This is a genomic window from Halalkaliarchaeum sp. AArc-CO (assembly GCF_024972735.1).
Taxonomy (GTDB): Archaea; Halobacteriota; Halobacteria; order Halobacteriales; family Haloferacaceae; genus Halalkaliarchaeum.
In genome coordinates this window covers 1,124,779-1,147,843 of record NZ_CP087723.1, presented here as the reverse complement: position 1 = coordinate 1,147,843, position 23,065 = coordinate 1,124,779, and the positions used below count along the sequence as shown (strand labels likewise).

20 protein-coding genes are annotated in these 23,065 nt (G+C 64.2%); 13 read left to right on the top strand and 7 right to left on the bottom strand.

The features are described 5' to 3' along the window. The first annotated feature begins 60 nt into the window (after nt 1-60). The 3 genes from AArcCO_RS06310 to larC all read left to right on the top strand — a co-directional run bounded on the left by AArcCO_RS06310 (nt 61) and on the right by larC (nt 5,026). Entirely contained in the window at nt 61-519 is a 459-nt protein-coding gene (locus AArcCO_RS06310; protein WP_259535753.1) for a DUF7992 family protein, read from the top strand. An 86-nt stretch (nt 520-605) separates the two neighbouring features. Further along, nucleotides 606-3,803 carry an isoleucine--tRNA ligase gene (gene ileS, locus AArcCO_RS06305; RefSeq protein WP_259535751.1) on the top strand — a complete coding sequence of 1,066 codons (3,198 nt, stop codon included), beginning with the start codon at nt 606-608 and terminating at the stop codon, nt 3,801-3,803. Then, nucleotides 3,800-5,026, top strand: coding sequence for a nickel pincer cofactor biosynthesis protein LarC (gene larC / locus AArcCO_RS06300; RefSeq protein WP_259535749.1), 1,227 nt, complete (start codon nt 3,800-3,802; stop codon nt 5,024-5,026). The genes ileS and larC overlap by 4 nt, the downstream gene beginning before the upstream one ends. Before the next feature lie 62 nt (nt 5,027-5,088). Here the strand turns inward: larC and AArcCO_RS06295 are convergent, their stop codons facing one another. After that, complete coding sequence (locus AArcCO_RS06295) at nt 5,089-5,913, bottom strand: helix-turn-helix transcriptional regulator (protein ID WP_259535747.1); 825 nt, start codon at nt 5,911-5,913, stop codon at nt 5,089-5,091. Between the two features lie 108 nt (nt 5,914-6,021). Further along, nucleotides 6,022-6,798: a hypothetical protein gene (locus tag AArcCO_RS06290; RefSeq protein WP_259535745.1), complete on the bottom strand. Its 777-nt coding sequence runs from the start codon at nt 6,796-6,798 to the stop codon at nt 6,022-6,024. 524 nt (nt 6,799-7,322) lie between these two features. Here AArcCO_RS06290 and aglM point away from each other — a divergent pair. Continuing rightward, nucleotides 7,323-8,687 (top strand): UDP-glucose 6-dehydrogenase AglM, encoded by a 1,365-nt coding sequence (gene aglM, locus AArcCO_RS06285; protein ID WP_259535743.1) that lies wholly within the window; start codon nt 7,323-7,325, stop codon nt 8,685-8,687. Between the two features lie 15 nt (nt 8,688-8,702). On the opposite strand, the gene aglG is transcribed toward aglM, so the two are convergent. Further along, complete coding sequence (aglG, locus tag AArcCO_RS06280) at nt 8,703-9,683, bottom strand: glucosyl-dolichyl phosphate glucuronosyltransferase (protein ID WP_259535741.1); 981 nt, start codon at nt 9,681-9,683, stop codon at nt 8,703-8,705. 157 nt (nt 9,684-9,840) lie between these two features. Here aglG and AArcCO_RS06275 point away from each other — a divergent pair, with 157 nt between their 5' ends. Then, on the top strand, nt 9,841-13,020 hold the full coding sequence (locus AArcCO_RS06275) for an oligosaccharyl transferase, archaeosortase A system-associated (protein ID WP_259535739.1): 3,180 nt from the start codon (nt 9,841-9,843) through the stop codon (nt 13,018-13,020). 60 nt (nt 13,021-13,080) lie between these two features. After that, nucleotides 13,081-14,001 (top strand): DUF368 domain-containing protein, encoded by a 921-nt coding sequence (locus tag AArcCO_RS06270; RefSeq protein ID WP_259536392.1) that lies wholly within the window; start codon nt 13,081-13,083, stop codon nt 13,999-14,001. 31 nt (nt 14,002-14,032) lie between these two features. Here the strand turns inward: AArcCO_RS06270 and AArcCO_RS06265 are convergent, their stop codons facing one another. Both AArcCO_RS06265 and AArcCO_RS06260 read right to left on the bottom strand, forming a co-directional pair. Continuing rightward, nucleotides 14,033-14,188: a rubrerythrin-like domain-containing protein gene (locus AArcCO_RS06265; protein WP_259535737.1), complete on the bottom strand. Its 156-nt coding sequence runs from the start codon at nt 14,186-14,188 to the stop codon at nt 14,033-14,035. Between the two features lie 200 nt (nt 14,189-14,388). Continuing rightward, on the bottom strand, nt 14,389-14,709 hold the full coding sequence (locus AArcCO_RS06260) for an EthD domain-containing protein (protein ID WP_259535735.1): 321 nt from the start codon (nt 14,707-14,709) through the stop codon (nt 14,389-14,391). A 123-nt stretch (nt 14,710-14,832) separates the two neighbouring features. Here AArcCO_RS06260 and AArcCO_RS06255 point away from each other — a divergent pair, with 123 nt between their 5' ends. The 7 genes from AArcCO_RS06255 (at nt 14,833) to AArcCO_RS06225 (ending at nt 21,464) form a co-directional block, all read left to right on the top strand. Next, nucleotides 14,833-15,000, top strand: a complete 168-nt coding sequence (locus AArcCO_RS06255) for an HEWD family protein (RefSeq protein WP_259535733.1) — start codon at nt 14,833-14,835, stop codon at nt 14,998-15,000. A gap of 76 nt (nt 15,001-15,076) precedes the next feature. Further along, on the top strand, nt 15,077-16,747 hold the full coding sequence (locus AArcCO_RS06250; protein WP_259535731.1) for a TraB/GumN family protein: 1,671 nt from the start codon (nt 15,077-15,079) through the stop codon (nt 16,745-16,747). Continuing rightward, entirely contained in the window at nt 16,744-17,427 is a 684-nt protein-coding gene (locus AArcCO_RS06245; RefSeq protein WP_259535730.1) for a zinc metalloprotease, read from the top strand. Before AArcCO_RS06250 ends, AArcCO_RS06245 begins: the two co-directional genes overlap by 4 nt. Before the next feature lie 106 nt (nt 17,428-17,533). After that, entirely contained in the window at nt 17,534-18,559 is a 1,026-nt protein-coding gene (gene purM / locus AArcCO_RS06240; protein ID WP_259535728.1) for a phosphoribosylformylglycinamidine cyclo-ligase, read from the top strand. Nucleotides 18,560-18,631: 72 nt separating this feature from the next. Next, the gene (hisD, locus tag AArcCO_RS06235; RefSeq protein WP_259535726.1) at nt 18,632-19,900 is read left to right on the top strand and encodes a histidinol dehydrogenase; all 1,269 of its coding nucleotides are present in this window, start codon (nt 18,632-18,634) and stop codon (nt 19,898-19,900) included. Between the two features lie 303 nt (nt 19,901-20,203). Then, complete coding sequence (locus AArcCO_RS06230; protein ID WP_259535724.1) at nt 20,204-20,611, top strand: hypothetical protein; 408 nt, start codon at nt 20,204-20,206, stop codon at nt 20,609-20,611. Nucleotides 20,612-20,627: 16 nt separating this feature from the next. Further along, nucleotides 20,628-21,464, top strand: coding sequence for a class I SAM-dependent methyltransferase (locus AArcCO_RS06225; protein WP_259535722.1), 837 nt, complete (start codon nt 20,628-20,630; stop codon nt 21,462-21,464). 31 nt (nt 21,465-21,495) lie between these two features. On the opposite strand, the gene AArcCO_RS06220 is transcribed toward AArcCO_RS06225, so the two are convergent. Next, on the bottom strand, nt 21,496-22,263 hold the full coding sequence (locus AArcCO_RS06220) for a methyltransferase domain-containing protein (protein ID WP_259535720.1): 768 nt from the start codon (nt 22,261-22,263) through the stop codon (nt 21,496-21,498). A gap of 20 nt (nt 22,264-22,283) precedes the next feature. Next, the gene (locus AArcCO_RS06215) at nt 22,284-22,850 is read right to left on the bottom strand and encodes an OsmC family protein (RefSeq protein WP_259535718.1); all 567 of its coding nucleotides are present in this window, start codon (nt 22,848-22,850) and stop codon (nt 22,284-22,286) included. Nucleotides 22,851-23,065: the final 215 nt, after the last annotated feature.

The window sequence follows — 23,065 nt, the reverse complement described above, 5'->3', positions numbered from 1 at the left end:
ATTCCCCCGAGATCCGTCCCTGGCGACCGTCTTTTAGTGTCTCGGAACCCACTGGACGGTATGACTCTCGACGTCGAACCCCCGGAACCGCCCGAACTCGAAGAGATCGATCCAAACCAGTACGACGACGCGGAGATCGTCGGCGACACCGACTACCGCCGGACCGAACTCGAACAGCTCCTCCGGGAGGGTGCCTGGGAGGACGCCTTCGAGGAATGGGCCGCCTCCAGCGACCTGACCGAACCGGAGTGGCAGATCGTCCTCGATCTGGGGTTGATACGGGAGTACGACTTCTTTTGGGACGACTTCGCCGATCGCGTCGGGTATCACGCCCCTGGACTCCCGGAAGACTGGAAACACCGCGACCTGCATCCGGATCTCGATTCCTGGGGAACCGTTTCCGGCATCAACGCGGGGCTCACCGAACTCGGACAGATCGTCTGTGAGGTCCTCAAGGAGGAGTACATCGACTGGGAGGCCGCCTACGACGCCCCGGACGACCTCCCGGATTTCGGATAGCAGCATTGTGACCCCGAGGAACGCTCGCGGGGTGCCGGCGCCACGGGACCACCGTTTTGATATATACCGGTCTATACGAAACAGGTATGGACGACACAGTCGAGGACCAGTACACGCCCGCGGACGTCGAGCCCGCGGTCGAGTCGTACTGGGAGGAACACGACGCCTACGAGGCGGCAAAGGAGGCTCACGCCGACGACCCCGCCTTCTTTTTCGTCGACGGCCCGCCGTACACCAGCGGCCAGATGCATCTCGGAACCGCCTGGAACAAGACCCTGAAGGACGCCGTCATCCGGTACAAGCGGATGAGCGGCTACGACGTCACCGACCGACCGGGATACGACATGCACGGCCTGCCGATCGAGGTGAAAGTCGAGGAGGAACTCGGATTCGAGTCGAAGCGCGACATCGAAGAGTACGGGATGGAGGCGTTCATCGAGGAGTGCAAGTCGTTCGCCGAGCGTAACCTCGAGGCGATGAACGAAGACTTCCAGTCGATCGGCGCCTGGATGGACTGGGAGGACCCGTACAAGACAGTGTCGCCGGAGTACATGGAGGCCGCCTGGTGGGGGTTCCAGCAGGTGGCCGAACGCGGGCTCGTCGAGCGCGGGAAGCGTTCGATCTCGCAGTGTCCCCGGTGTGAGACGGCGCTTGCAAACAACGAGGTCGAGTACGAAGAGGTCGAGGATCCCTCGATCTACGTGAAGTTCCCCCTGTCCGGTCGCGAGGGATATCTCGTCATCTGGACGACGACGCCGTGGACGATCCCCGGGAACACGTTCGTCGCGGTCGGGGAGGAGCTCACCTACCAGGCTGTCGAGGCGACGACTGACGGTGAAACTGAACTCCTGTACGTCGCCGAATCGTGCGTCGAGGACGTGCTTCGGAAGGGGCGATACGACTCCTACGAGGTTCGCGAGGAGTTCGACGGCGCCGACCTCGTCGGCTGGGAGTACGACCATCCGCTGTCGGATGAGGTGCCCGACCACCCCGACTTCGAAGGGGCCGGGACCGTTTATCTCGCCGACTACGTGGAAGCCGATCGGACGGGACTCGTACACTCTGCACCCGGACACGGCGAGGAGGACTTCGAGCGCGGACAGGAGCTCGATCTCGAGATATTCTGTCCAGTGGGTCCAGACGGCAAGTTCACAGAATTGGCCGGCGACTACGCCGGCGAGTTCGTCCGCGACGCCAACGAGGGGATCCGGGCGGACCTCGACGGGAAGGGGCTGCTTCTGGCCGACGAGACGTACGAGCACTCCTACGGCCATTGTTGGCGGTGTGACACCGGGATTGTCCAGCTCGTTACCGACCAGTGGTTCATCTCGATTACCGACATCAAGGACGACCTCCTGGAGAACATGGAGCAGTCGGAGTGGCACCCCCAGTGGGCACGGGACAATCGCTTCCGGGATTTCATCGAGGACGCCCCAGACTGGAACGTCTCCAGACAGCGCTACTGGGGGATCCCGATCCCGATCTGGGTGCCGGAAGGCGACCCCGAACGGCTCGAGGTCGAGACGATCGATCCCGACGGGGACGACGTCATCGTGATCGGCTCCCGCGAGGAGCTTGCAAACCGAGCTGACCAGGATGTCGATCCAGACGAGGTGGACCTCCACCGACCGACGGTCGACGACATCACGATCACCGAAGGCGAGACCACCTACCAGCGCATCCCAGACGTGTTCGACGTCTGGCTCGATTCGTCGGTGGCCACGTGGGGAACCCTCGGCTATCCGGGCGAGACCGAGGCGTTCGAGGAACTGTGGCCCGCCGACCTCATCATCGAAGCACACGACCAGACACGGGGGTGGTTCTGGTCCCAGCTGGGGATGGGGACGGCCGCGATGGGCGAGATTCCCTACGAACGCGTTTTGATGCACGGGTTCGCCAACGACAGCGACGGCCGGAAGATGTCGAAGTCGCTGGGGAACATCGTCACACCCGAAGAGGCGATCGACCGGGCCGGTCGGGATCCCCTCAGAGCGTATCTGCTGTCGCACAACCAGCACGGCGAGGATCTCGCCTTCGAGTGGGACGGCCTCTCGGAGACCGAGCGGAAGCTGAACATTTTCTGGAACGTGTTCCGCTTCCCGCTGCCGTACATGCGACTCGACGGCTACGACGTGGCCGACCTCCAGCTTCCGGAGTCGGGACCGGACGCTCTCGGGGAAGATGTCGATCTCTTGACCGTCGATCTGTGGGTACTCTCCCGGCTACAATCACTCGAAGGCGAGGTCGAAGACGCCTGGGAGGAGTACGCTCCCCACGACGCACTCAACGCCGTCGTGGAGTTCGTCACCCAGGACGTCTCCCGCTTTTACGTGAAGGCAGTCCGCGAGCGGATGTGGGAAGAGTCCGATTCCGCAAGCAAGCGGGGGGCGTACGCCACGCTCGTAACCGTGCTCTCGGAGACGATTCGCCTGCTGGCGCCGTTCGTCCCGTACCTCACCGAACGGATGTACCAGACGCTCGACGGGCGCGAGACGACGGTGCACGCCCTGTCGTATCCGACGCCCGACGACGGCTGGCACGACCCCGAACTCGAAGGCGAGATCGAGGTCCTCCGACGCGTCGAGGAGGCAGCCGCGACCGCCCGACAGCAGGGCGGGCGGAAGCTCCGGTGGCCGGTCACCCGGGTCGTCGTCCAAAGCGAGACCGAGGCGGTCCGGGAGGCGGTCGCGTCGCTTTCGGAGCTTCTCGAAGAGCGGGTCAACGCCCGACGGATCGAGGTGGTGGGGACGTTCGACGAACTGATCGAGCGCGCCGAACCACAGATGGGCGCAATCGGCCCGGCGTTCGGAGCGGACGCACAGTCAGTGATGGAGACGGTCGACGGCGCCACGCGGGAGGAGATAGAGTCGGGTGTCGAAATCGACGGTGAGATGGTCGAACTCGACGAGGAGATGGTCGAGTACGTCGCCGAACCGCCGGAAAACGTCTCGGCGGCCGACTTCGACGGGGGCACCGTCTACGTCGACACCACGCTCACCGAGGAGATCGAGGCGGAAGGCTACGCCCGTGACGTGATCCGACGGATCCAGGAGATGCGCAAGGAGCTGGATCTCGACGTCGAGGAGCCCATCCGCGTCGGGTTCGAAATCGAGGACGACCGGATCGCAAAACTGGTCGATCGCCACCTGGAGTTCGTCGCCGAGGAGACCAGAACCGAGGCGTGGCTCGACACCCCGAATGAAGCGGATGACCTCGCCGAGGAATGGGACGTCGAGGGCGTGACCGTCACGATCGGTGTCGAGCGCGTCGCCGCGACGGCATGATACTCGCGTTCGACGGTCGGACCGGCGCCGCCGGCGACATGATCCTCGGTGCGCTGCTCGCGGCGGGGGCCGACCGTGACGCACTCGCCCCGGTCGAGGAGCGGCTTCCGATCGAGTATGACGTCTCCCGGGTGACGAAGTCGGGAGTCACGGCGACCGCCGTCGACGTCCTGCTGGAACACGACGACGAATCCGACCCCGGGCACGCGGAGGGACACGGCCCCTCGCGGAGCTACGACGAGGTGGTCGAAATCGTCGAGGGCCTGAACCTGTCGAAGGAGGTCGAGCGCGACGCCCGTTCGGTCTTCGAGCTCCTCGCCGAGGCGGAGGCGGCGATCCACGGCGTCGACGTCACCGACGTCCACTTTCACGAGGTAGGCGCCGACGACGCGATCGCAGACGTCGTCGGCGCCAGCCTACTGTTTGCGGATCTCCGAGCGGATCGCGTCGTGACGACACCGGTTTCTGCGGGCGGCGGGGAGGTGTCCACGAGCCACGGCACGTATCCGGTTCCGGCACCCGCGGTCGTCCAACTGGCCGAGCGTGCCGACTGGCGACTCGTCGGCGGTCCCGTCGATCGGGAGCTCCTCACCCCCACGGGGGCGGCGATCCTCGCCCACTTCGCCGACGGGGTCGACACGCTTCCGGAGCTTTCGGTGACCGGATCGGGGTTCGGCGCCGGGGACGCGGACCTCACCGACCGACCGAACGTGCTCCGAGCGGTGATCGGAGCGGCGGCCGGTCGGCTCCGGCGCGAGGAGATCACCGTCCTGGAGACGAACCTCGACGACGCGACGCCGGAGACGCTCGGGGGGCTCCACGAGCGACTTCGAGAGGCGGGGGCGCTCGACGTCTCGGTGGTGTCGACGACGATGAAGAAATCTCGTCCGGGCCACCTGGTGAAAGTGATCTGCCGGCCGGGGGACGCCCGTCGGGTGGCCCGCGCGCTCGCGATCGAGACCGGGACGCTCGGCGTCCGGGAGCACGGCGCCGGCCACCGGTGGGTCGCAAACAGGCGACACGAGACTGTCGAGCTGGAGATCGACGGCGAGAGCTACGAGGTCGGCGTCAAGATCGCGAGCACGGTCGACGGCGAGGTGTACGACGCGAGCGCCGAGTACGACGACGCCGCCGCTGTCGCCGATGAGACCGGGCTCGCGACGCGGGAAGTCGTCCGTCGAGCCGAGCGGCGTGCCGGCGTCGAGACGGACGCCCGGCGGTGACAACGGAACTGCGGCAGGTCGGGTCCCGAAACCCGGAAGGTCACTGGAACCGACTGGAATCGTTATCCGACGATCTGTTGACTGTCTATCGGCCGGGCATCCGCCCTGTACGACGCATAGATGGATTCGGCCCACTCTCGGACCTCCTGTGAATCGGTGTCGATCAACGCCCGGACCGTCCCGCTGCCCTTCTCGAAGCAGCTGATGGTAACTCGGTCATCGAGAAGGCCGATGCCGTGTGAGGGAAGCCGGTCGTGCTCCAGGGCGGTGAACGTGTCCCGTTGGATCATCTCTGCACTCCGCTCGGGATACGTCGAAAGAAAGTACGCATGACACGCCCGTCTGTCGATCAGCGTGATGTTCGCTTCGTCGTCAAGCAGTTGAAAGAGAAGCCCGAAGCACGGTTCCATCAGGGAGACCTCGGGACGGAGACAGCGAAACCGGGTCGTTCCCTGGAGAAGCGACTCGAACCGGTTTATCGGTCGATACGGGAAGTCGGGTTCGGCGACAGTCACCCGGAGATCCGGCCACGTTTCGACGGAAAGCTCTCCGAATTCCTCGGGAAGCCAGTGCCAGACGTCGCGCAGCTTTCGCTCCGTTTCGACCCGGTCTATCAGCACCTGCATCGCCTCGGCGATGAACGACCCCAGTTGCGTGGCTTCGTACTGGTGTCCGTTCTTGCAGACCCAGGAGCGTTTTTCGAACTCACCCAGGGTTCGTCGAATCGTTGACGACGAAACGTCGGTCCTCTCGCAGAGTTCGTCTCTGCCCTGTGGGCAGTCCGAAAGCACCACGAGTACCGAAACGCGGTGGTCGGAACGGACGAGATACGCGATGTCACCGAGGGGTCCGTCCGCAGCGCTATGTTTCACGTTATCTAATACCATGATGTTCGTAGGTGAGTGTCCGAGATAACTATTCGGACCTTCACGAGGAAGGAAATGACAGTAATTTCGAACGAAAACCTGACACGACTTCACAGTACGCGGCAGTGATCACGTCGCGTCCCGTTCTCGATGGCGCTGTAGCGCCTCTTCGATCGTCAACTCGCCGCCCGCGACCCTGCGGGCGAGTTCCTCGTCGATCGTCCGATCCCCCGCGGATTGCTCCCGGGAGGCGGTCTTGATGCGCTTGAGTTCGCCGGGAGTGGGTTCGATCTCCCGAGACGAGACGGGTTCTCCCTCCCGCAGTGCGATGTTGACTGCCGCGAGCACGTCGGAGGCGCCACGAGCGCCGGCACCGAGATAGGGGGTGGTTCCGGTCTCATCGACGAGTTGGATCTCGACGCCCTCCAGCTCCGCGAGTTCGTTCACGATCCGGGCACTTTTGAGACGGTCGCCGTCACCGACGCGCACGACCGGATCTGCGACGTCCGAAAGCTCCTCGGCGACCAGTTCGACGACGTCGCTAATCGGCACCGAAAACGCAGCGACAACGGTCTTTCCCGACAGGACTACCACCCCAGGTCGTGGGCCGGAATCGATCCCGACAACCGTGCGTTCGCCGTTCCCGCGCAGGATCGAGAGCGCCTCCTCGATCCCGCCTCGTACGTCCTCGGGATCGATGCAAACGATCTCGGGCGGCGACTCCCGCTCCCCGGTGAACGAAACCGCCGCGGGATCCAGGTCGTCGTCGCGCCCGGTGAGCACGACAGTGGTTCCGTCCGGGAGCGGATCGCCCGGCTGGACGGTCGTAAACGTGACGCCGCGCTCCCGCAACGCGGAGACCGCCTCGTGGTACAGTTCGAAGTCCTCGGTGGCGACGACGATCACGGCGGCTGGTAGGCGATCCCCCGTTTAAAAGGTGCGGATGGCCCAATCCCGTCGTCCCGGCCGTTTCGCGTCTACGAATCGGGGGTTGTAATCGCACGAAAGTGCTGTTATGTCCACCTTCGAAACACTCTCACCCTTTTAAGTGGCGCGCGCTGTCGAGGCTGTGTTGCCGAGACAGCCGCGCGCGAGGGATCGTTCGCGAGGTGAGCGGCGTCAGCCGCGAACCGAGCGAACGATCGGCTGGGGAGGTGAGAGGCGGAGAAATTGAGCAGCGGTTCGTTTTAAAGGCAGAGCGAGTGAGACACAGAGAGACTGAAAGACAGAGCGACTGAAAGACAGAGCGACTGAAAGCGGAACGTGAACAGGTCAGAACGAAAGAAGAGATAGGCAGAAGGACGCAGTTGGGGGACAATCCCTCGCTGAGACCACGACAAGGTGCGCGAACGTGGCACTCCCAGCCGCGCTTAAAAGACCCACCAGCAAACAACCGAAGGCTGATTGCGTTTGCCCGAGTTCCGGACACCATGAAGGTCACCATCGTCGGAAGCGGCTACGTCGGCACGACGCTTGCGGCCTGTCTCGCTGAGATCGGCCACGAGGTCGTCGCGATCGACATCGACGAAGAACCCGTGGCGGCGATCAACGCCGGCCAATCGCCGATCCACGAACCCGGGCTGGACGAACTCGTCGCCGAACACGCCGGCGGTAGCCTCACGGCGACGACCGAATACGCAGCCGTCGCCGATGCAGATGTCACGTTCCTCGCCTTGCCGACCCCCTCCAGAGACGACGGCAGCGTCGACGTCTCCGCGATCGAGAGCGGCGCCGAATCGGTCGGCGAGGCGCTCAACAGAGCCGAACAGGCGGGTGCCGTCCCCGACGGCGAAACCATCCGTCACCTGGTCGTGGTAAAGAGCACAGTCACGCCGGCGGTCCCCGCGGAGGTCGTCGCCCCCGCGATCGAACGCGGGCTCGGCCGGGAACTCGCCTCTCGGGATTCGAGCGACGACGCCGACGCGCCGGGGCAGTTCGAAGTCGAGGTCGCGACCAACCCCGAGTTCCTGCGGGAGGGCTCCGCCGTTTCGGACCTCCAGAACCCTGACAAAATGGTGTTCGGCTACGACGCCGAGTGGGCGGGCGAGCGCCTCGAGGCCGTCTTCGAACCCCTACTTTCCGACGCGGTCCCCGTCGTGCGAACCGATCCGGCGACCGCGATGATGATCAAGTACGCCAACAACGCGTTCCTCGCGTCCAAGATCAGTCTGATAAACGAACTCGGCAACGTCTGCAAGGAGTACGGCATCGACGCCTACGAGGTTGCCGACGCCCTCGGGCTCGACGATCGGATCGGCGAGCAGTTCCTGCGGTCGGGGGTGGGGTGGGGCGGGAGTTGCTTTCCGAAGGACGTGGACGCGCTCCGGGCGGCCGCCCGCGGTCGGGGCTACCAGCCCGAACTCCTCGATGCCGCCGTCGCGGTGAATGACTACCAGCCCGAACGACTGCTGGAGTTGCTGGATAGACACGTCGACGTCGACGGCAAGCGGGTGGCTGTGCTCGGGCTGGCGTTCAAGCCGGGCACCGACGACACCCGCAACTCCCGAGCGGTGCCGGTCATCGAGGGGCTGACCGAACGGGGTGGCGAGGTCGTCGCGTACGATCCTGTCGCCGTCGAGGACATCCGGGAGCGGTATCCCCACCTGGAGTTCGAGGCCGCCGGCTCCGCCGAGACGGCGCTGTCGGGCGCCCATGCCACCGTCGTCGTGACCGACTGGGACGAGTTCGCGACGCTGGATACAGAATTCGACGCGATGGCCGAACCAGTGGTGATCGACGGCCGGCGGATCATCGAGCGGCGCGACGGGATCACGTATGAAGGGTTGACCTGGTGATCGAACGGGTCGCTGTCAGGCTGCGTCGTCGCCGGACTCCTCGCGGAGGACCTCCCGTTCGGTTTTCGTCAGCCCGTACAGGTATCCGAAGCCGACGGCGGCGGTGAAGACGACGATCGCGACGATCTGTTTTGCTTTCGCCGCCGCCGGCGCTTTTGCGAGCGACCACAGCCGACCCGGCAGAAACGAAAACAGCAGCTTGCCGAGGAATGCCGACTCGTCGCCCTGCGAATCGGGATAGAGGACGCTCATGATCCGTTTCGAGTAGCCCTGCCAAAACGACCGGAACACCAGCCACCGAAACTCGCCACGGTAGTCGAACAGTTTGTGACGTACCACCGCGTTCCTGTTGTACACGACGCCTTTCCCGTACCGCTCCCGCAAGCGGATTCCCACCGGGGCCTCGTGGGCCTGGATGTGTCGGTCGCCTTTCCGTCCCGTGTTCGGATCGTACCCGCCGACAGAACGGAACACCTCCCGTTTGTAGGAGATATTCGAACCGTAGGTGTTCCGAACCTCTTCCATGTGGTCGGCGAATCCCCGCTCCGTACAGCCGACGAGCCAGTAGAACTCTTCGGGGAAGAAGTCGGGCTTTTCAGTCACCCAGTCGGGTGCGACGTAGCCGCCGACCGCGATCGCGTCCGTGCGCTCGTAGGTGTCCACCAGCGTCTCGATCCACTCGGGTTCGGCGACGCCGTCGTCGTCGATGAAGGCGACGACGTCACCAGACGCGAGTTCTGCACCCTTCGTCCTGCTGTAAGAGATCCCGCGATTCTCCTCGTTGCAGTGGAGCACGACATCGCCCGTGAACTCGGTCGCCACTTCGCGTTCGTCCTCATATCGTTCCGCGACGTGTTCGAACACCTCCTCGTTCCCGTCGACGACCAAAACGACCTCGAGCGGGTCGTACGTCTGTGCGAGCACGCTATCGACTGCTTCGAAGAAGGGATCCAGCCGATCCATCGAATACGTACAGACGACGACCGAGACCTTCATTGGCCGCCGATTCACGCCTGCAGCGAATAAGAATTTCCTTCCGGCCGGCAGTCGAACGGAATATCCCCCCGGCCGATAGCTGATCGTGGACGACAGCACAGCCACAGAAGACGAGAGATGACAAGGCTTATGCGACTTTTGCCAGTCGTAGGGAACAATGAGTGAATCGAATGAGGAGACCGACGACGCCGGGACGTCGGTCCTCGAAACCCTCCAGGAGTACTATCACGTTCCGGTTCTCGGATTCCTCGTCGGCGTGATACTGTGGTTCCGCCTTCAGGCGTACGACAACTTCGTCGTCGGTGGCGAGGTGTACTTCCGCGGGAACGATCCGTGGTACCACTACCGGGAGACGATGTACGCCGTGGAGAACTACCCGAATACGATGCCCTATGAGGTCTGGACCGGGTTCCCGTACGGCCGCCTGGTCGGCCAGTTCGGGACGCTGTACGATCAGATCACCGCGACGATCATCCTGCTCGTCGGGCTCGGGAGTCCCACCGAGGCGCAGGCGATGAGCGTGATGCTCGTGATGGCACCCCTCTTCGGCGCGGCAGCAGCGATTCCGACGTATTTCATCTGTCGGCGTTTCGCCGGCCGGCTCGCGAGCCTCGTCGGGATCCTGGTGTTGGCTCTCCTTCCGGGAACGTTCCTCAGCTACACGCTCGTCGGGTTCTACGATCACCACGCGGCAGAAGTCTTCTTCCAGGCCGCTGCGGTGATCGGCCTACTGATCGCCTTCGCCGTCGCGGAACGGGAAAAACCCGTCTGGGAGCTCGTCGTCGACCGTGACACCGAGGCGCTGAAACGGCCCGCGAAGTGGGCGACCGGCGCCGGTGTACTGGTCGCGCTGTACATGTACACCTGGCAACCCGGCGTCCTCCTGGTCGGTATCGTCGGACTGTTCGTCGTCCTGAAGATGACCAGCGACGTCGCACACGGTGACAGCCCCGAACCGGCCGCCTTCGCGGCGGCCGTTTCGATGGGGGTTACGGGAGTGTTGATGGTGATCCCGCTCGATCGGTTCACGTTCGGCGTCACCGACTATTCGCTCACCCAGGTGTTCCTCCCGCTTGCGGTCGCCGGCGGTGCAGTGTTCCTCGCGTTCCTGGCCCGGCAGTGGGAACAGCGGGAGATCCAGCCGATGGCGTATCCGGTGGCCACGCTCGGTCTCATCGGGATTTCGGTCGGGATCTTCGCCGTTGTCCTCCCGGACGCCTGGAGCACGATCGAGACGAACCTCCTTCGGACAGTCGGCTTCAGTGCCGGGGCCGAGACGCGGACGATCGGCGAAGCGCAACCGTTCCTCGCGGAAAGCGTCCTCCAGCAGCAGGGAATGACGCCCGTCGAGCGGATTATCGAGGAGTACGGCCTCGCGTTCTTCATCGCCGCGCTGGGTGCGGTCACGCTGCTCGCGAAGCCACTGATCGGAAGCGACGACACCAACGACACCGGTTACGCCGTCGCCGGCATCGCGGTCATCGGGACGGTCCTGCTTCTTCCCGCGATCCCAGGGGCGATCGGCGGAGTCCTCGGGATGGCCTGGCAGCTGGTCGGCCTTCTGATCGCTGCAGGGATCATCGCCGGTGCGTTTTATCGGGTCGAGTACGACGTCGAGGAGACGTTCCTCGTCGTCTGGGCGGCGTTCATCGCGAGTGCGGCGTTCACCCAGACCCGGTTCAACTACTATCTCGCAATCGTGGTCGTGGTCCTGACCGCCTACTTCCTGCAGGAACTTCTCGTCCGGATCGACCTCGCAGAGCCGTCGCTTGCCGACCTCAAGAACGTCAAGGGCTGGCAGGTGATGGTCGTGGGAACCGTCGTCGTTCTGCTTCTGGTCCCGCTCGTGGCGGTTGCCACTCCGGCATGGACAGCCGGTGCCGGTACCGGCCCAGGTGCAGTCACCCAGTGGGACGACAGCCTCGACTGGATGAGCGAGGAGACGCCCCATCCGGGCGAACTCGAAGGACACGACAACCCGATGGAGTACTACGGCACGTACGAACGCCCGGCAGACGGCGACTTCGACTATCCCGACGGCGCCTACGGCGTGCAATCCTGGTGGGACTACGGCCACTGGATAACCACGAGGGGAGAACGGATATCGAACGCCAACCCGTTCCAGCAGCACGCTACCGAGGCCGCGAACTTCCTGCTTGCACCCAGCGAGGACGACGCTCGTGACGTGCTCGCACGCCAAAGTGACGAAGGCGAGAACACCCGGTACGTGATGGTCGACTACCAGATGACCACGCCCGGCTCGAAGTTCGGCGCGCCGATCGTCTGGTACGACGAGAACCCCGACCTGGAGAGAGAGGACTTCTACACGACCATGTGGCAGCAGATTCAGGAGGGTGAACAGGAAGGTGGTGCACAGCCGGTCGGGTTCGTCCAGGAACAGCGCTACTACGAGAGCCTGATGGTCCGGCTCTACGAATACCACGGCAGCGCACAGGATCCGCGCCCGATCGTGATCCAGTGGGAGGAGCAAACGTACACCAACGTCGAAACCGGTGAAGAGATCGACGTCAAACAGATGCCCACCGGCGACGAGGAGTTCGTCCTCGAGTTCGACACGATGGAGGAGGCCGAGGAGTACATCGAGGAGAACGACAACGCCCAGATCGGTGGTGTCGGACCGTATCCCTCCGAGAGAGTGCCCGCACTCGAACACTACCGCCTGGTGAAGGCGAGCGACTCGTCGGCGATGATCCCCGGCACTGAGTACGTGAATCATCTCCAGCGGACTGCACAGATGACCGGACTCTCCCCCGATGCCCTGATCGAAACCCAGCCACAGTGGGTGAAGACGTTCGAACGGGTGCCGGGTGCGACGATCGAAGGCGAGAACGCCACGCCCGGGGAAGACGTCGTCGCGCAGGTACCGATGGAGGTGCCCGCGACCGGCGAGACGTTCACCTACACTCAGTACGCCACCGCCGACGAGGACGGCGAGTTCGAGTTTACCGTCCCGTACTCGACGATCGGCTACGACGAGTACGGCCCCGACAACGGCTACACCAACGTGAGCGTCCGGGCGACCGGCGAGTACACGATCATGGAAGAGGGGATCGAAGAGCAGGACGGAGAGCTCGTCCAGTACCTCGACACGACCGACGTTCACGAAGGACAGGTCGTCGGTGACGATCCCGACCCGGTCAGCGTAACGCTGGAACCCGAGGCGCTCGACCTCGGTCAAGCACCCACTGGAGAGGACGAAGAAAACGGCGCCGATGAAGAATCCGACGGCGACGAGGAACCCAACGGTGACGAGGAGGAGACCGAGGGGAACGGCGACACTGACGAATCGCTTGTGGCGCCGACACTCGTCGGGTGACTCCCGATCGTGACCTCACCGCTCCGTGATCTGGTATCGGTGTTCCTGAAAGGCGCGTGCATGGGTGCAGCCGACGCTGTCCCGGGGGTTTCGGGGGGAACGATCGCCCTGATCACAGGGATCTACGAACGACTCGTCGCCGCGATCACGGCGATCGACGCCGACCGGATCAGGCGACTCCTCTCGGGACTCAACCCGCGGAACCTGCCGGACGCACGGGCGGCGTTCCTCGAGATGGACGGCCCGTTCCTGCTCGTGCTCGGGGTCGGGATCATGACCGCGGTCATCACCGTACTCCGGACGGTCGTGTTTCTACTCGACACCGTCCCGGTCGCCACGTTCGCGTTCTTCTTCGGGCTGATCGGCGCCTCGGCGATCGTCCTCTTTGCGGACCTGTCACTGGTAACCCGAGGGCAAAAAGCCGCCGCCGTCACCGGATTCCTCGTTGCATTTCTCCTCTCGGGTGAGACGGCTGCCGGAGCCGACTCCGGGGGACTGCTCGTCTTCGTCGCCGGTGCGATCGCCGTGAGCGCAATGGTCCTTCCAGGGGTGTCGGGATCGCTACTGTTGATCCTGCTGGGACAGTACGAGTACATGTCGCGGGCGCTGGAAGGGTTCGTCGACGCGCTGTTCGGACTGGGTATGGGCGGATCAACCGCAGCAGTCCTGGAGACGGCACCGCCGGTGATCATCTTCCTTTCGGGGGCCGTCGTCGGTCTCTTTACGGTCGCTCACGGGGTGCGATACGCGCTGGCACGCTACCGGAACGCCACGTTCGCGTTCCTGGTCGCACTGGTGGCAGGAGCGCTCCGGGCGCCGGTCGTCCAGGCCGATCTGGCGCTTTCGGAAGCCGGACGATCCTGGACGCCGTCGGTGCTGGCGACGTTTCTCGCTGCTGCAGCCGTCGGGGCGGCGATCGTCCTCGTGCTCGATCACTACGCTGGCGTCATGGACTACTACAGCGAGGAGCAGTCGATTTGACCGGATCGAAACGGCCGGTTACTCCAGGCGGTCACTCCCGGGGAACCGCGATGTCACGCATCCAGCCATCGCAGTTCGGACACGCCGCGGGGCCGTCGCTCGGGAGTTCCCTGTATCCACATTCGGTACACTCGTAGTAGTCGTACGTCGCTTCGTACGGATCGATACGCGAATTGTAAACTGTCACGCCATTCGTTGGCAGGATTAGGTATTTTACAGTTATCCTGTCATGCGTAGATAGACCTTGATATATTAATACTAATATAATCAATAGCCGCGTGAACGATCCTGGCCTCCACTATATATTGGACATACGTCAAGAAATTATTTGGGCCTGGCGAGAGTTGTAAACGCTCGTCGATTGCCAACGCCGACAGCGAGCACTCGTCAGGTTTGGTCCACCTGAACGGTTTCTTCGACGATCGTGCTCGGACCCGTGCCGACCTCGATGAACTCCTCGGCGTCCGACAGAACGGTCTCGCCGATCTCGGAGTCGAACGCCGACGAGAGCGCGTCCTCGTCCTCGAAGTACAGTTCGAGAACGCCGTCGTACTCGCTTTTCTCCGGATCGGTCGGCAGGGACGTCACGTACCGTTTCACTCCGGGGAGATCCGCGGCGAGTGGACTGTGCGTTTCCAGCCAGTACTCGGCGAACTCGTCGTGGGTGAGGTCTGGCTTTTTGACGAGGAATTCGACTAGTTTGATCACACGTACGCCTCCCGGGGCCGGACCCTTCGTTCTATCGGCGGGGAGCTCTTGACGGTGGCGTAACACTCGCGCGAGTCGACTCCCGGAGTCACGTTTTTGTATTCAGATATCCCAGTTCGAGCTATGGGCGCAACAGTCCGAAAACCGACCCTGCGTACGTGCGAGCACTGCGGCCGCACGGAGGAATGGAACGACGAGGTCGAGTCCTGGCGCGTCAGTGCCGCCCCGGGAGAGCCGTTCTGCATTCACGAGTGGGACATCAACGGATCGTTCGTCCCGGTAGACAAGTAGTCCCGAACGGATACCCAGTAGTCGGAAGGCTCCCGTTTCGACACACGTTTACCGCCTGCGGATTTACCACGCCCCAATGAGCGACACGGCCGACCGTGAGGGGAGCGTCACGGTCGTCGGCACCGCCCACATCTCCTCGGCGAGCGTCGAAGAAGTCGAAGAGACGATCGACCGCGAACGACCCGACGTCGTCGCAGTCGAACTCGACGAAGGGCGCTACCGCCAGCTGCAAGGGGAAACCCCCGAAGACCTGGATGCATCAGATCTGCTGCGCGGCAACACCGTCTTCCAGTTTCTCGCGTACTGGATGCTCTCGTACGTGCAAACGAAGATGGGCGAGCGATTCGATGTCACCCCCGGCGCGGACATGATGGCGGCAGTCGAGACCGCAGAGGGGTTGAACCTCGATGTCGCGCTGGTCGATCGCGAGATCCAGACCACGATCCAGCGGTTCTGGGCCCGGATGAGCCTCACGGAGAAGCTCCGTATGATCGGCGGGCTCGCATTCGGCGTCGGCGACAGTCGGGCGGCCGGGCTCGTCCTCGGACTCGCGATCGGAATCGTCGCGGGGCCGATCATCGCGCTGTTCGGCGGTTCATTCGGCGTCACGGATGCGCTGCTTGTCCGGGTGACGGGCGCCGCTCTCGTCGGGATCGCCGCGGCGTATCTCGTCGACCGTCTCGGTCGCGGGAGCCTCTCACCCGACGGTCGGCTGTTCGCGGCGATCGGCGGTGGGGGACTGCTCGGTATCGGCCTTCTCCTGACGGGAGTCGTCGACCCGTACGTCGAGGCGTATCTCGGCGGGTTCGTGGTCAACGCGGTCGGCTCGCTAACCCTCGGGATCACGACAGGGATTCTGGTCGGCGGCGTCGTAGCGCTGTTTCTCGGCCTGTTCGAGGACGATCGCCCCGAAGAGGGCGGCCTCGAGGAACTCTCGATGGAGGAGCTCACCGACACCGACGTGGTGTCGATGATGATGGAGGAGTTCAGACAGTTCAGCCCGGGCGGGGCGGAGGCACTCATCGACGAACGCGACGCCTACATCGCCCACAAACTCGTCGCACTTCGGGAAGCCGGCTACCACGTCGTCGCAGTCGTGGGCGCCGGACACCAGGCGGGGATCGAGCGCTACCTCCGGGAGCCGGAGACGCTACCGCCGATGGAGGAGCTCACCGGCACCGAACGGGGGCGGGGAATTCCATGGTTCAAGGTGATCGGCGTGGTCTTCTCGATCGGATTCGTCGCCTTCTTCCTGCTGCTCGCGATGGCTGGGGTCCGGGACGGCTTCCTGCTGCGGCTGTTCGCGGCGTGGTTCCTCATAAACGCCGTGTTTGCGTTCTCGCTCGCGAAGCTGGCGGGAGCGCGGTGGACCTCGGCGGGCGTCGGCGGTGCGGTGGCCTGGCTCACGTCGATCAATCCAATGCTTGCGCCGGGCTGGTTCGCGGGGTACGCCGAACTTCGTCACCTCAGAGTGAACGTCGGTGACATCACTCGGCTCAACGAGATCCTCTCTGACGAAACCCGCCCTGTCTCCGAGATCGTCTCCGAGATGTTCGACGTCCCGCTGTTCCGGCTCATCATGGTCGTCGCAATGACGAACGTCGGGAGCATGATCGCCACGTTCCTGTTTGCGACGTACGTGCTTCCGATGTTCTTCGCCGAACTGGGCGGTGTCGAGGCAGTCGGTCGGGAGATGGTTCGTGGGGCTCAAAACAGTGCAGACCTGATCTGGAGGACGATCACATGAGCCGACACGGTCGCGGACGCGACGCCTACGGCGTACGGATCGGGCAACTCCAGTTCAGCCAGTCGGAGCTGCAGGATCTGCTCGTCGCGTGGCTGGCGCTCGGGGTCGCGTTCGCGCTGTTTTTCGTCGGCGGGGCCGCGAACATCGACCGGCTGCTCGCCGGCGGGATCGTCATCCCCGTGTTGGTGAGCCTCTTTACGGCCGGACTCGGCTTCCTGTTGCACGAACTGGCTCACAAAGTGGTCGCAGTCCACTACGACCAGGTCGCCGCCTTCGAGGCCGATTACGGAATGTTGTTCCTTGCGGTTATGAGCGCCCTCCTGGGCTTTATCTTCGCCGCCCCCGGCGCAGTCGTCCATCGTGGACGGTTGACGCTGCGACAGCACGGGCTGATCGCGCTCGCGGGTCCAGTGACGAACGTGATTCTTACAGCGCTGTTCATTCCGGTGATGGTACTCGGCGTTCTGTTCGGCTCCGACCTCATCTGGCTGCTCGGCTCCCGGGGCTTTGCGATCAACATCTTCCTGGCGGCCTTCAACTTGATCCCGTACGGCCCGCTCGACGGCAAGACCGTCATCCAGTGGAGCAAACTCGTCTGGGTCGTCTTCTTCGTTCCGACGGTCGTTATCGCCGTCGTCTCCGTGTTCGGCTACGGGCTCGGTTTCGGCGGGAGCTTCTGAACTGCAGCTCTCGTCGGGGGCTCCGCCTCGAAACTGCTAGATGTGCCCGTCTGAACCCGCTCGTCGGAACGGAGTCCTTTTCTCGGTGCCGGTCGCTCCTCGAAGCATGAGCGACGACGCCGACGTAAACTCCGGCGAGCGGGGGAACAATGAGACGACCGGGAACGACGAACTGACCTACGCCGACGCCGGCGTCGACATCGCCGCGAGCGAGTCGGCGACGGCGTCGCTCGTCGACGCAGTCGGTGATACCGCTGGCGACTACGCCGGCCTGCTGGACATCGGCGACCGGTATCTCGGCCTCGCCACCGACGGCGTGGGCACCAAGCTGCTCGTCGCGGAGGCGCTCGGGGACTACTCGACGATCGGCATCGACTGCATCGCGATGAACGTAAACGACCTCGTCGCCGCCGGGATCAGACCGGTCGCATTCGTCGATTACCTCGCAGTCGACGAACCGGACGACGACGTCTCGGCCCAGGTCGGTCGGGGGCTCGCGGAGGGGGCCGAACGGGCAGACGTCGAACTCGTCGGTGGCGAAACCGCGGTGATGCCGGAAGTGATCAAAGGGCTTGACCTCGCGGGGACTGCCGCAGGACTCGCCCACAAGGACGCGCTCTTCGAGGGGGGAGCCGAGGCGGGAGACGCGCTCGTCGGGTTTCGCTCGTCGGGGATCCACTCCAACGGGTTGACGCTGGCACGGGCGGCGACGACCGATCGCCACGAGTACACCGATCCGTGTCCGTTTACGGGCTACGAGACGGTCGGCGAGGCACTGTTGGAACCGACGCGGATCTACACCGACCTGCTGGAGCCGATGCGGGACCACGGCGTCCGGGGGGCCGCCCACGTAACCGGCGGGGGATGGCACAACCTGACGCGGCTCGGAGAGTATCGATACGCGATCGAGGACGCATTTGACCCCCATCCGGTGTTCGGGTTCGTCCAGCGCGAGGGGAACGTCAGCGACCAGGAGATGTACGCCACGTTCAACATGGGCACGGGATTCGTCGCCGCCGTCGACGCCGATCGCGCCGACGAACTCGCGGCGGCGACCGACGGGCGAGTGATCGGACGCGTCGAAGAAGGGGAAGGCGTCGCTGTCGAGGGAATCGAACTGTCATCAGAGTAATACCGGGGGGAATTGGGAATCGGTTCGCCGTCTTCCGGAATCGATTTCCCGGTCCCGACCGCCACCTGACGTATGGACGTACAAACGGTAGCGTCGCTGTCGCCCGAGCGCAGGCGGGCGTTCTTCGAGCGCGACGCCGGGGTGGAGTCAATCCGCGGTGACGTCCGCGAGATACTCGAGAGAGTTCGCGAGGAGGGCGACGTCGCGCTCCGGGAGTTCTCGAGCCGGTTCGACGGCGTCGACGTCGGAAACATCGACGTCACCGCCGAGGCGGAGCGAGCCGTCGAGGAGGTCGACGACGACGTGCTCGTGGCGATCCGGACGGCGATCGACAACGTCGAGACGTTCCACGAGCGACAGGTGCCCGACGACTGGCGGGCGGAGATCGACGGTCGAGAACTGGGGCGACGGTTCCGTCCGATCGAACGGGCCGGCGTCTACGTTCCCGGCGGGACCGCAGCGTATCCCTCCTCGGCGATCATGGGAATCGTGCCGGCCCGCGTCGCCGGCGTCGAACACGTGGCGGTCGCGACCCCGCCCGCAGAAGAAATGAACCCGGCGACACTCGCGGCGATCGCCGAAGCCGGCGCAGACGCAGTCTACGCCGTCGGTGGCGCACAGGCGGTCGGGGCGCTGGCATACGGGACGGAGACGGTCTCGGCAGTCCAGAAGGTCGTCGGACCCGGGAACAAGTGGGTCACCGCCGCCAAGGCCGAAGTGCGTGGCGACGTCGAGATCGACTTCCTCGCGGGCCCGAGCGAGGTGCTCGTCGTCGCCGACGACAGTGCGGACCCAAAACTCGTCGCCGCCGAACTCGTGACGCAGGCCGAACACGACCCGAACGCCTCGGTCGTGGCCGTAACCGACGATTCCGACCTCGCCGAGGAGATCGCAGCCGAAGCCGAGAGCCAGGCCGGCGACCATACTCGGGAGGAGATCATCAGGGAGGCGTTCGACCACGACGCGAGCGGGGTACTCGTGGCCCGGTCGATGTCCGAGGCGACGCTGTTCGCCGAGGAGTACGCCGCAGAGCACCTCGTCGTCCTCGCGGCGGACGACGAGGCGATGCTCGACCGGATTCCAAGTGCCGGCAGCGCGTTCCTGGGGCCGTACACGCCCGTCGCCGCCGGGGATTACGCCTCCGGAACGAACCACGTCTTGCCGACGAACGGGAACGCGAAGCTGTACGGCGGTCTGTCGGTCGATAGCTTCCTCCGGTCGACGACGGTCCAGCGCCTCGACGAAGACGCGCTTTCGGCCCTCTCCGAGACCATCACGACGCTCGCGGAGGCCGAGGGACTGGGCGCTCACGCCGAGAGCGTCCGCAAGCGGTTCGAGTGAACTCCGAACGTCAAAACAGGGCAAAAAGGCCCCACACCGCCACAATACACTTAACGGGAGACCCCGTATGCGGCGGTAGTGGCATCCCGACAGCGTCGTTCGGGTGCTGAAAAGGCGCCCGGTATCGGTACGCAGGGTACTGTTGGTACACCGCCGCGTTCCCCCCGCCGGACGGGGGATTCCCCGACCCCGGTTCGCCGCGGTCCGGAGGACCCGCCAGTCCGCGATCCCGCCGTATACGCCCAGACGGACCATTTCCGCGGCAGAATCCACCAGCAGGGGAGATACGTCTCCCCCTCGGTCGTGAGCGAAGCGATCGAACGAGGCCAACTCCGGTGGAACACGAGCGACGGCTGGCGGTTCGCCCTCGTTCGCGACGGCGTCAGGTTCGTCGTCGTGGTCGGCGACACCGACACGCCATCCCCGGTCGTCGTGACTGGGTGGACGGAGATCGACGACTGGGAGACCGCGGTCGGCTCCGGTCGGTGGACGCCGACGGACGTCAACACGATCCAGCTCCGGGCGGATCTCAGCGAATCGCCCGACGAGCAGATCCCCGGCCGAATCCGCCCCCGCGCCGTCGACCGCCCGTTCGAACTCGGCGACCATCGGATCCGGACCGAGCCCGGCGAAAGCCACGTCACCTGCGTCGACTGTGGCGGCCAGTTCCGCTCGAAAAACGCGATCCTCACCCGACACTGTCGGCGGTAGCGACGACGGGACAGACATGGAGAAGGACCGTCCGGACCCACGCGAATTCTACGATTCCTACGGACGAGACGAGTGGCATCGTCTCGAAACCGGAATCGACGGTTCGCTCGAATTCGAAGCGACGACAGCCACGCTTCGAGAGCAGTTACCGGCTGACGGACAGGTTCTCGACGCCGGCGGGGGCGCCGGTCGGTACGCGGTCTGGCTTGCCGAGCGCGGATACGAGGTGACCCTGATCGATCTCAGCAAACGTCAGACCGAACTTGCCCGGGAATACACGGCGGAGAACGGCGTCTCCGAAGCCGTGTCGGTCGTCAGGGGATCGATTACGGATCTCGGAGCAGACGACGGGAGTTTCGACGCGACGTGCTGTCTCGGCGGGCCACTCTCGCATCTCCTCGAGAAACGGCAGCGAACGCGAGCGGCACGGGAGCTACAACGCGTTACCGTGCCGGATGGTCCGGTGTTCGCGTCAGTGATCGGGTTGCTCGGGTTCGTCCAGTTGTATCTCGCAACGGGCTACCAGCTGGAACTGCTGCCCGATCTCCTCGATCACGGCAATTACGATGGCAGACTTCTGACAAAATACGACGACGAACAGCCGTTCACGGATACACACCTGTTCCGGAAAGACGAGTTGAAGGCGTTGCTTTCGAAGGCTGGGCTGACAGTCGAAGAGGTCGTCGGGCTCGAGGGGCTGGGGTCGCTGTTTCACGACGCGGCGATCCGAAAGAACGTTGCGGAGCTATCGACCGCCGAACTGGATGCCCTGAAAGACGTCGTTCGCGAAACAAACGACGACCCAGTCGTAACGGACCTCTCGATTCACATGCTGGCTGTCTCGCGGGTCTGAACCGCGATCACCGCTCACGGAACCGGTCGGACTACTTCTCTGCGAGCAGCGAGACGCTTGCGACGCCGTACTTCTCACAGGCGTTGGCGGCCTGTTCGGAGACGAACTCGTAGTCGGTGTTCTCTCGGAGTTCCATCACGTCGAAGCCGGCGGCTTCGATGGTCTCCGTGTAGCTGTCGACCTGGCTCGCGCCGCCGATGCAGGCCGCCCACAGGTCGGCGTCGGATTTGATCCCGTCCGGAAGCTGGCGTTCGCTGACGATGTCGGCCAGCGCGAGCCGCCCACCCGGCTCCAACACTCGGTAGGCCTCCTCGAACACCGTCTGTTTCTCCGGTGAGAGATTGATGACGCCGTTAGAGACGACGGCGTCGAACGATTCGTCCGCGAACTCGAGGTCCTCGATGTGGCCGTTCCGAATCTGGACGTTGTGGAACCCGCCCTCCTCGGCGAGCCGGCGCGCCTTCTCGATCTGTGCCTCGGTCATGTCAACTCCCATGATGTCGCCCGTTTCGGTCACGGAGAGTGCCGCAACGAAGCAGTCCATCCCGGCCCCGCTGCCGAGATCCAGGACCCGCTCCCCGGGACGAAGGTCCACCAGATCGAAGTAGTAGCCGACCCCCGCAAACGAGTCGATCGCTTCCCGCGGAACGCGATCGAGAACGTCGGGATCGTAGCCGAGCCGTTCGGCCAGTTCCCGGCCGGTCTCGAAGTGAAACTCCCCCTGTGAGGACTCCGCGACGTCCCGGTACATCGACTTGACCTCGCGTTCGAGTTTCGTAGTGTCCAGCGATTCGGTCATGAATCACACCTCGTTCGATCTCACTCGACCACCAGTTCGGTCGAGAGAGGCACCTCGTTCGAGAGATTGTCGACGAGCGGCGAGGTGGCCTCCACGCGATCGCGCAGGTCGGCGAGTTCCTCCTCGGACGCGTCCGCCCGTATATACGTGGTGCAGGTAACGCCGTCGTAGCCGGCGCGAACGTCGTCGCTGATCCCCAGGAAGCCGCGGAGGTCGACGTCCCCCTCCATCTCGAACCGGAGGTCGTCGAGTTCGATTCCCATCGCCGCCGCGTTTGCCGCGTACCCGACGCTGAGACACGAGCCGAGCGCGGCAAGCAGGAGTTCGACGGCGTTCGGGGCGGTTCTCTCGCCGAGGATCTGTTCCGGTTCGTCACCCTCGATGTGGAACTCCCGGGTTCTGATTCGCTCGCCGGCCTGATCGAACTCGTCGATCGAGGTCACACATTTCAACGCGTCCGTCCATTCGGTCTCCGCGTAAAACCGGAACTGTCCGGCCCCTGGATTTTCCGAGACCGCCTCGATTGTTTCGGTGAGTTGCTGTACGTCCACTCCGTTCTTCGATTCCGTCGGTTCCGTTGATGCCATGATGAACTCCTCTGTTAACAGCGGAGACGCGTCAATGGGAGTTCGATCCTCCCGGATTCGACTGCACGGCGACGTGCAGACGCCCGGATCGAACTGTAGTTGTGAACTGTGGGTGCCCATCCTCTGCGGAACTCCGCTGTTCTTTACAGAATAGTGGCCGAAGGACTGTGTAGCTAATTCGTGCAAATATTTCACAAGGTGACGGAATTGCACCT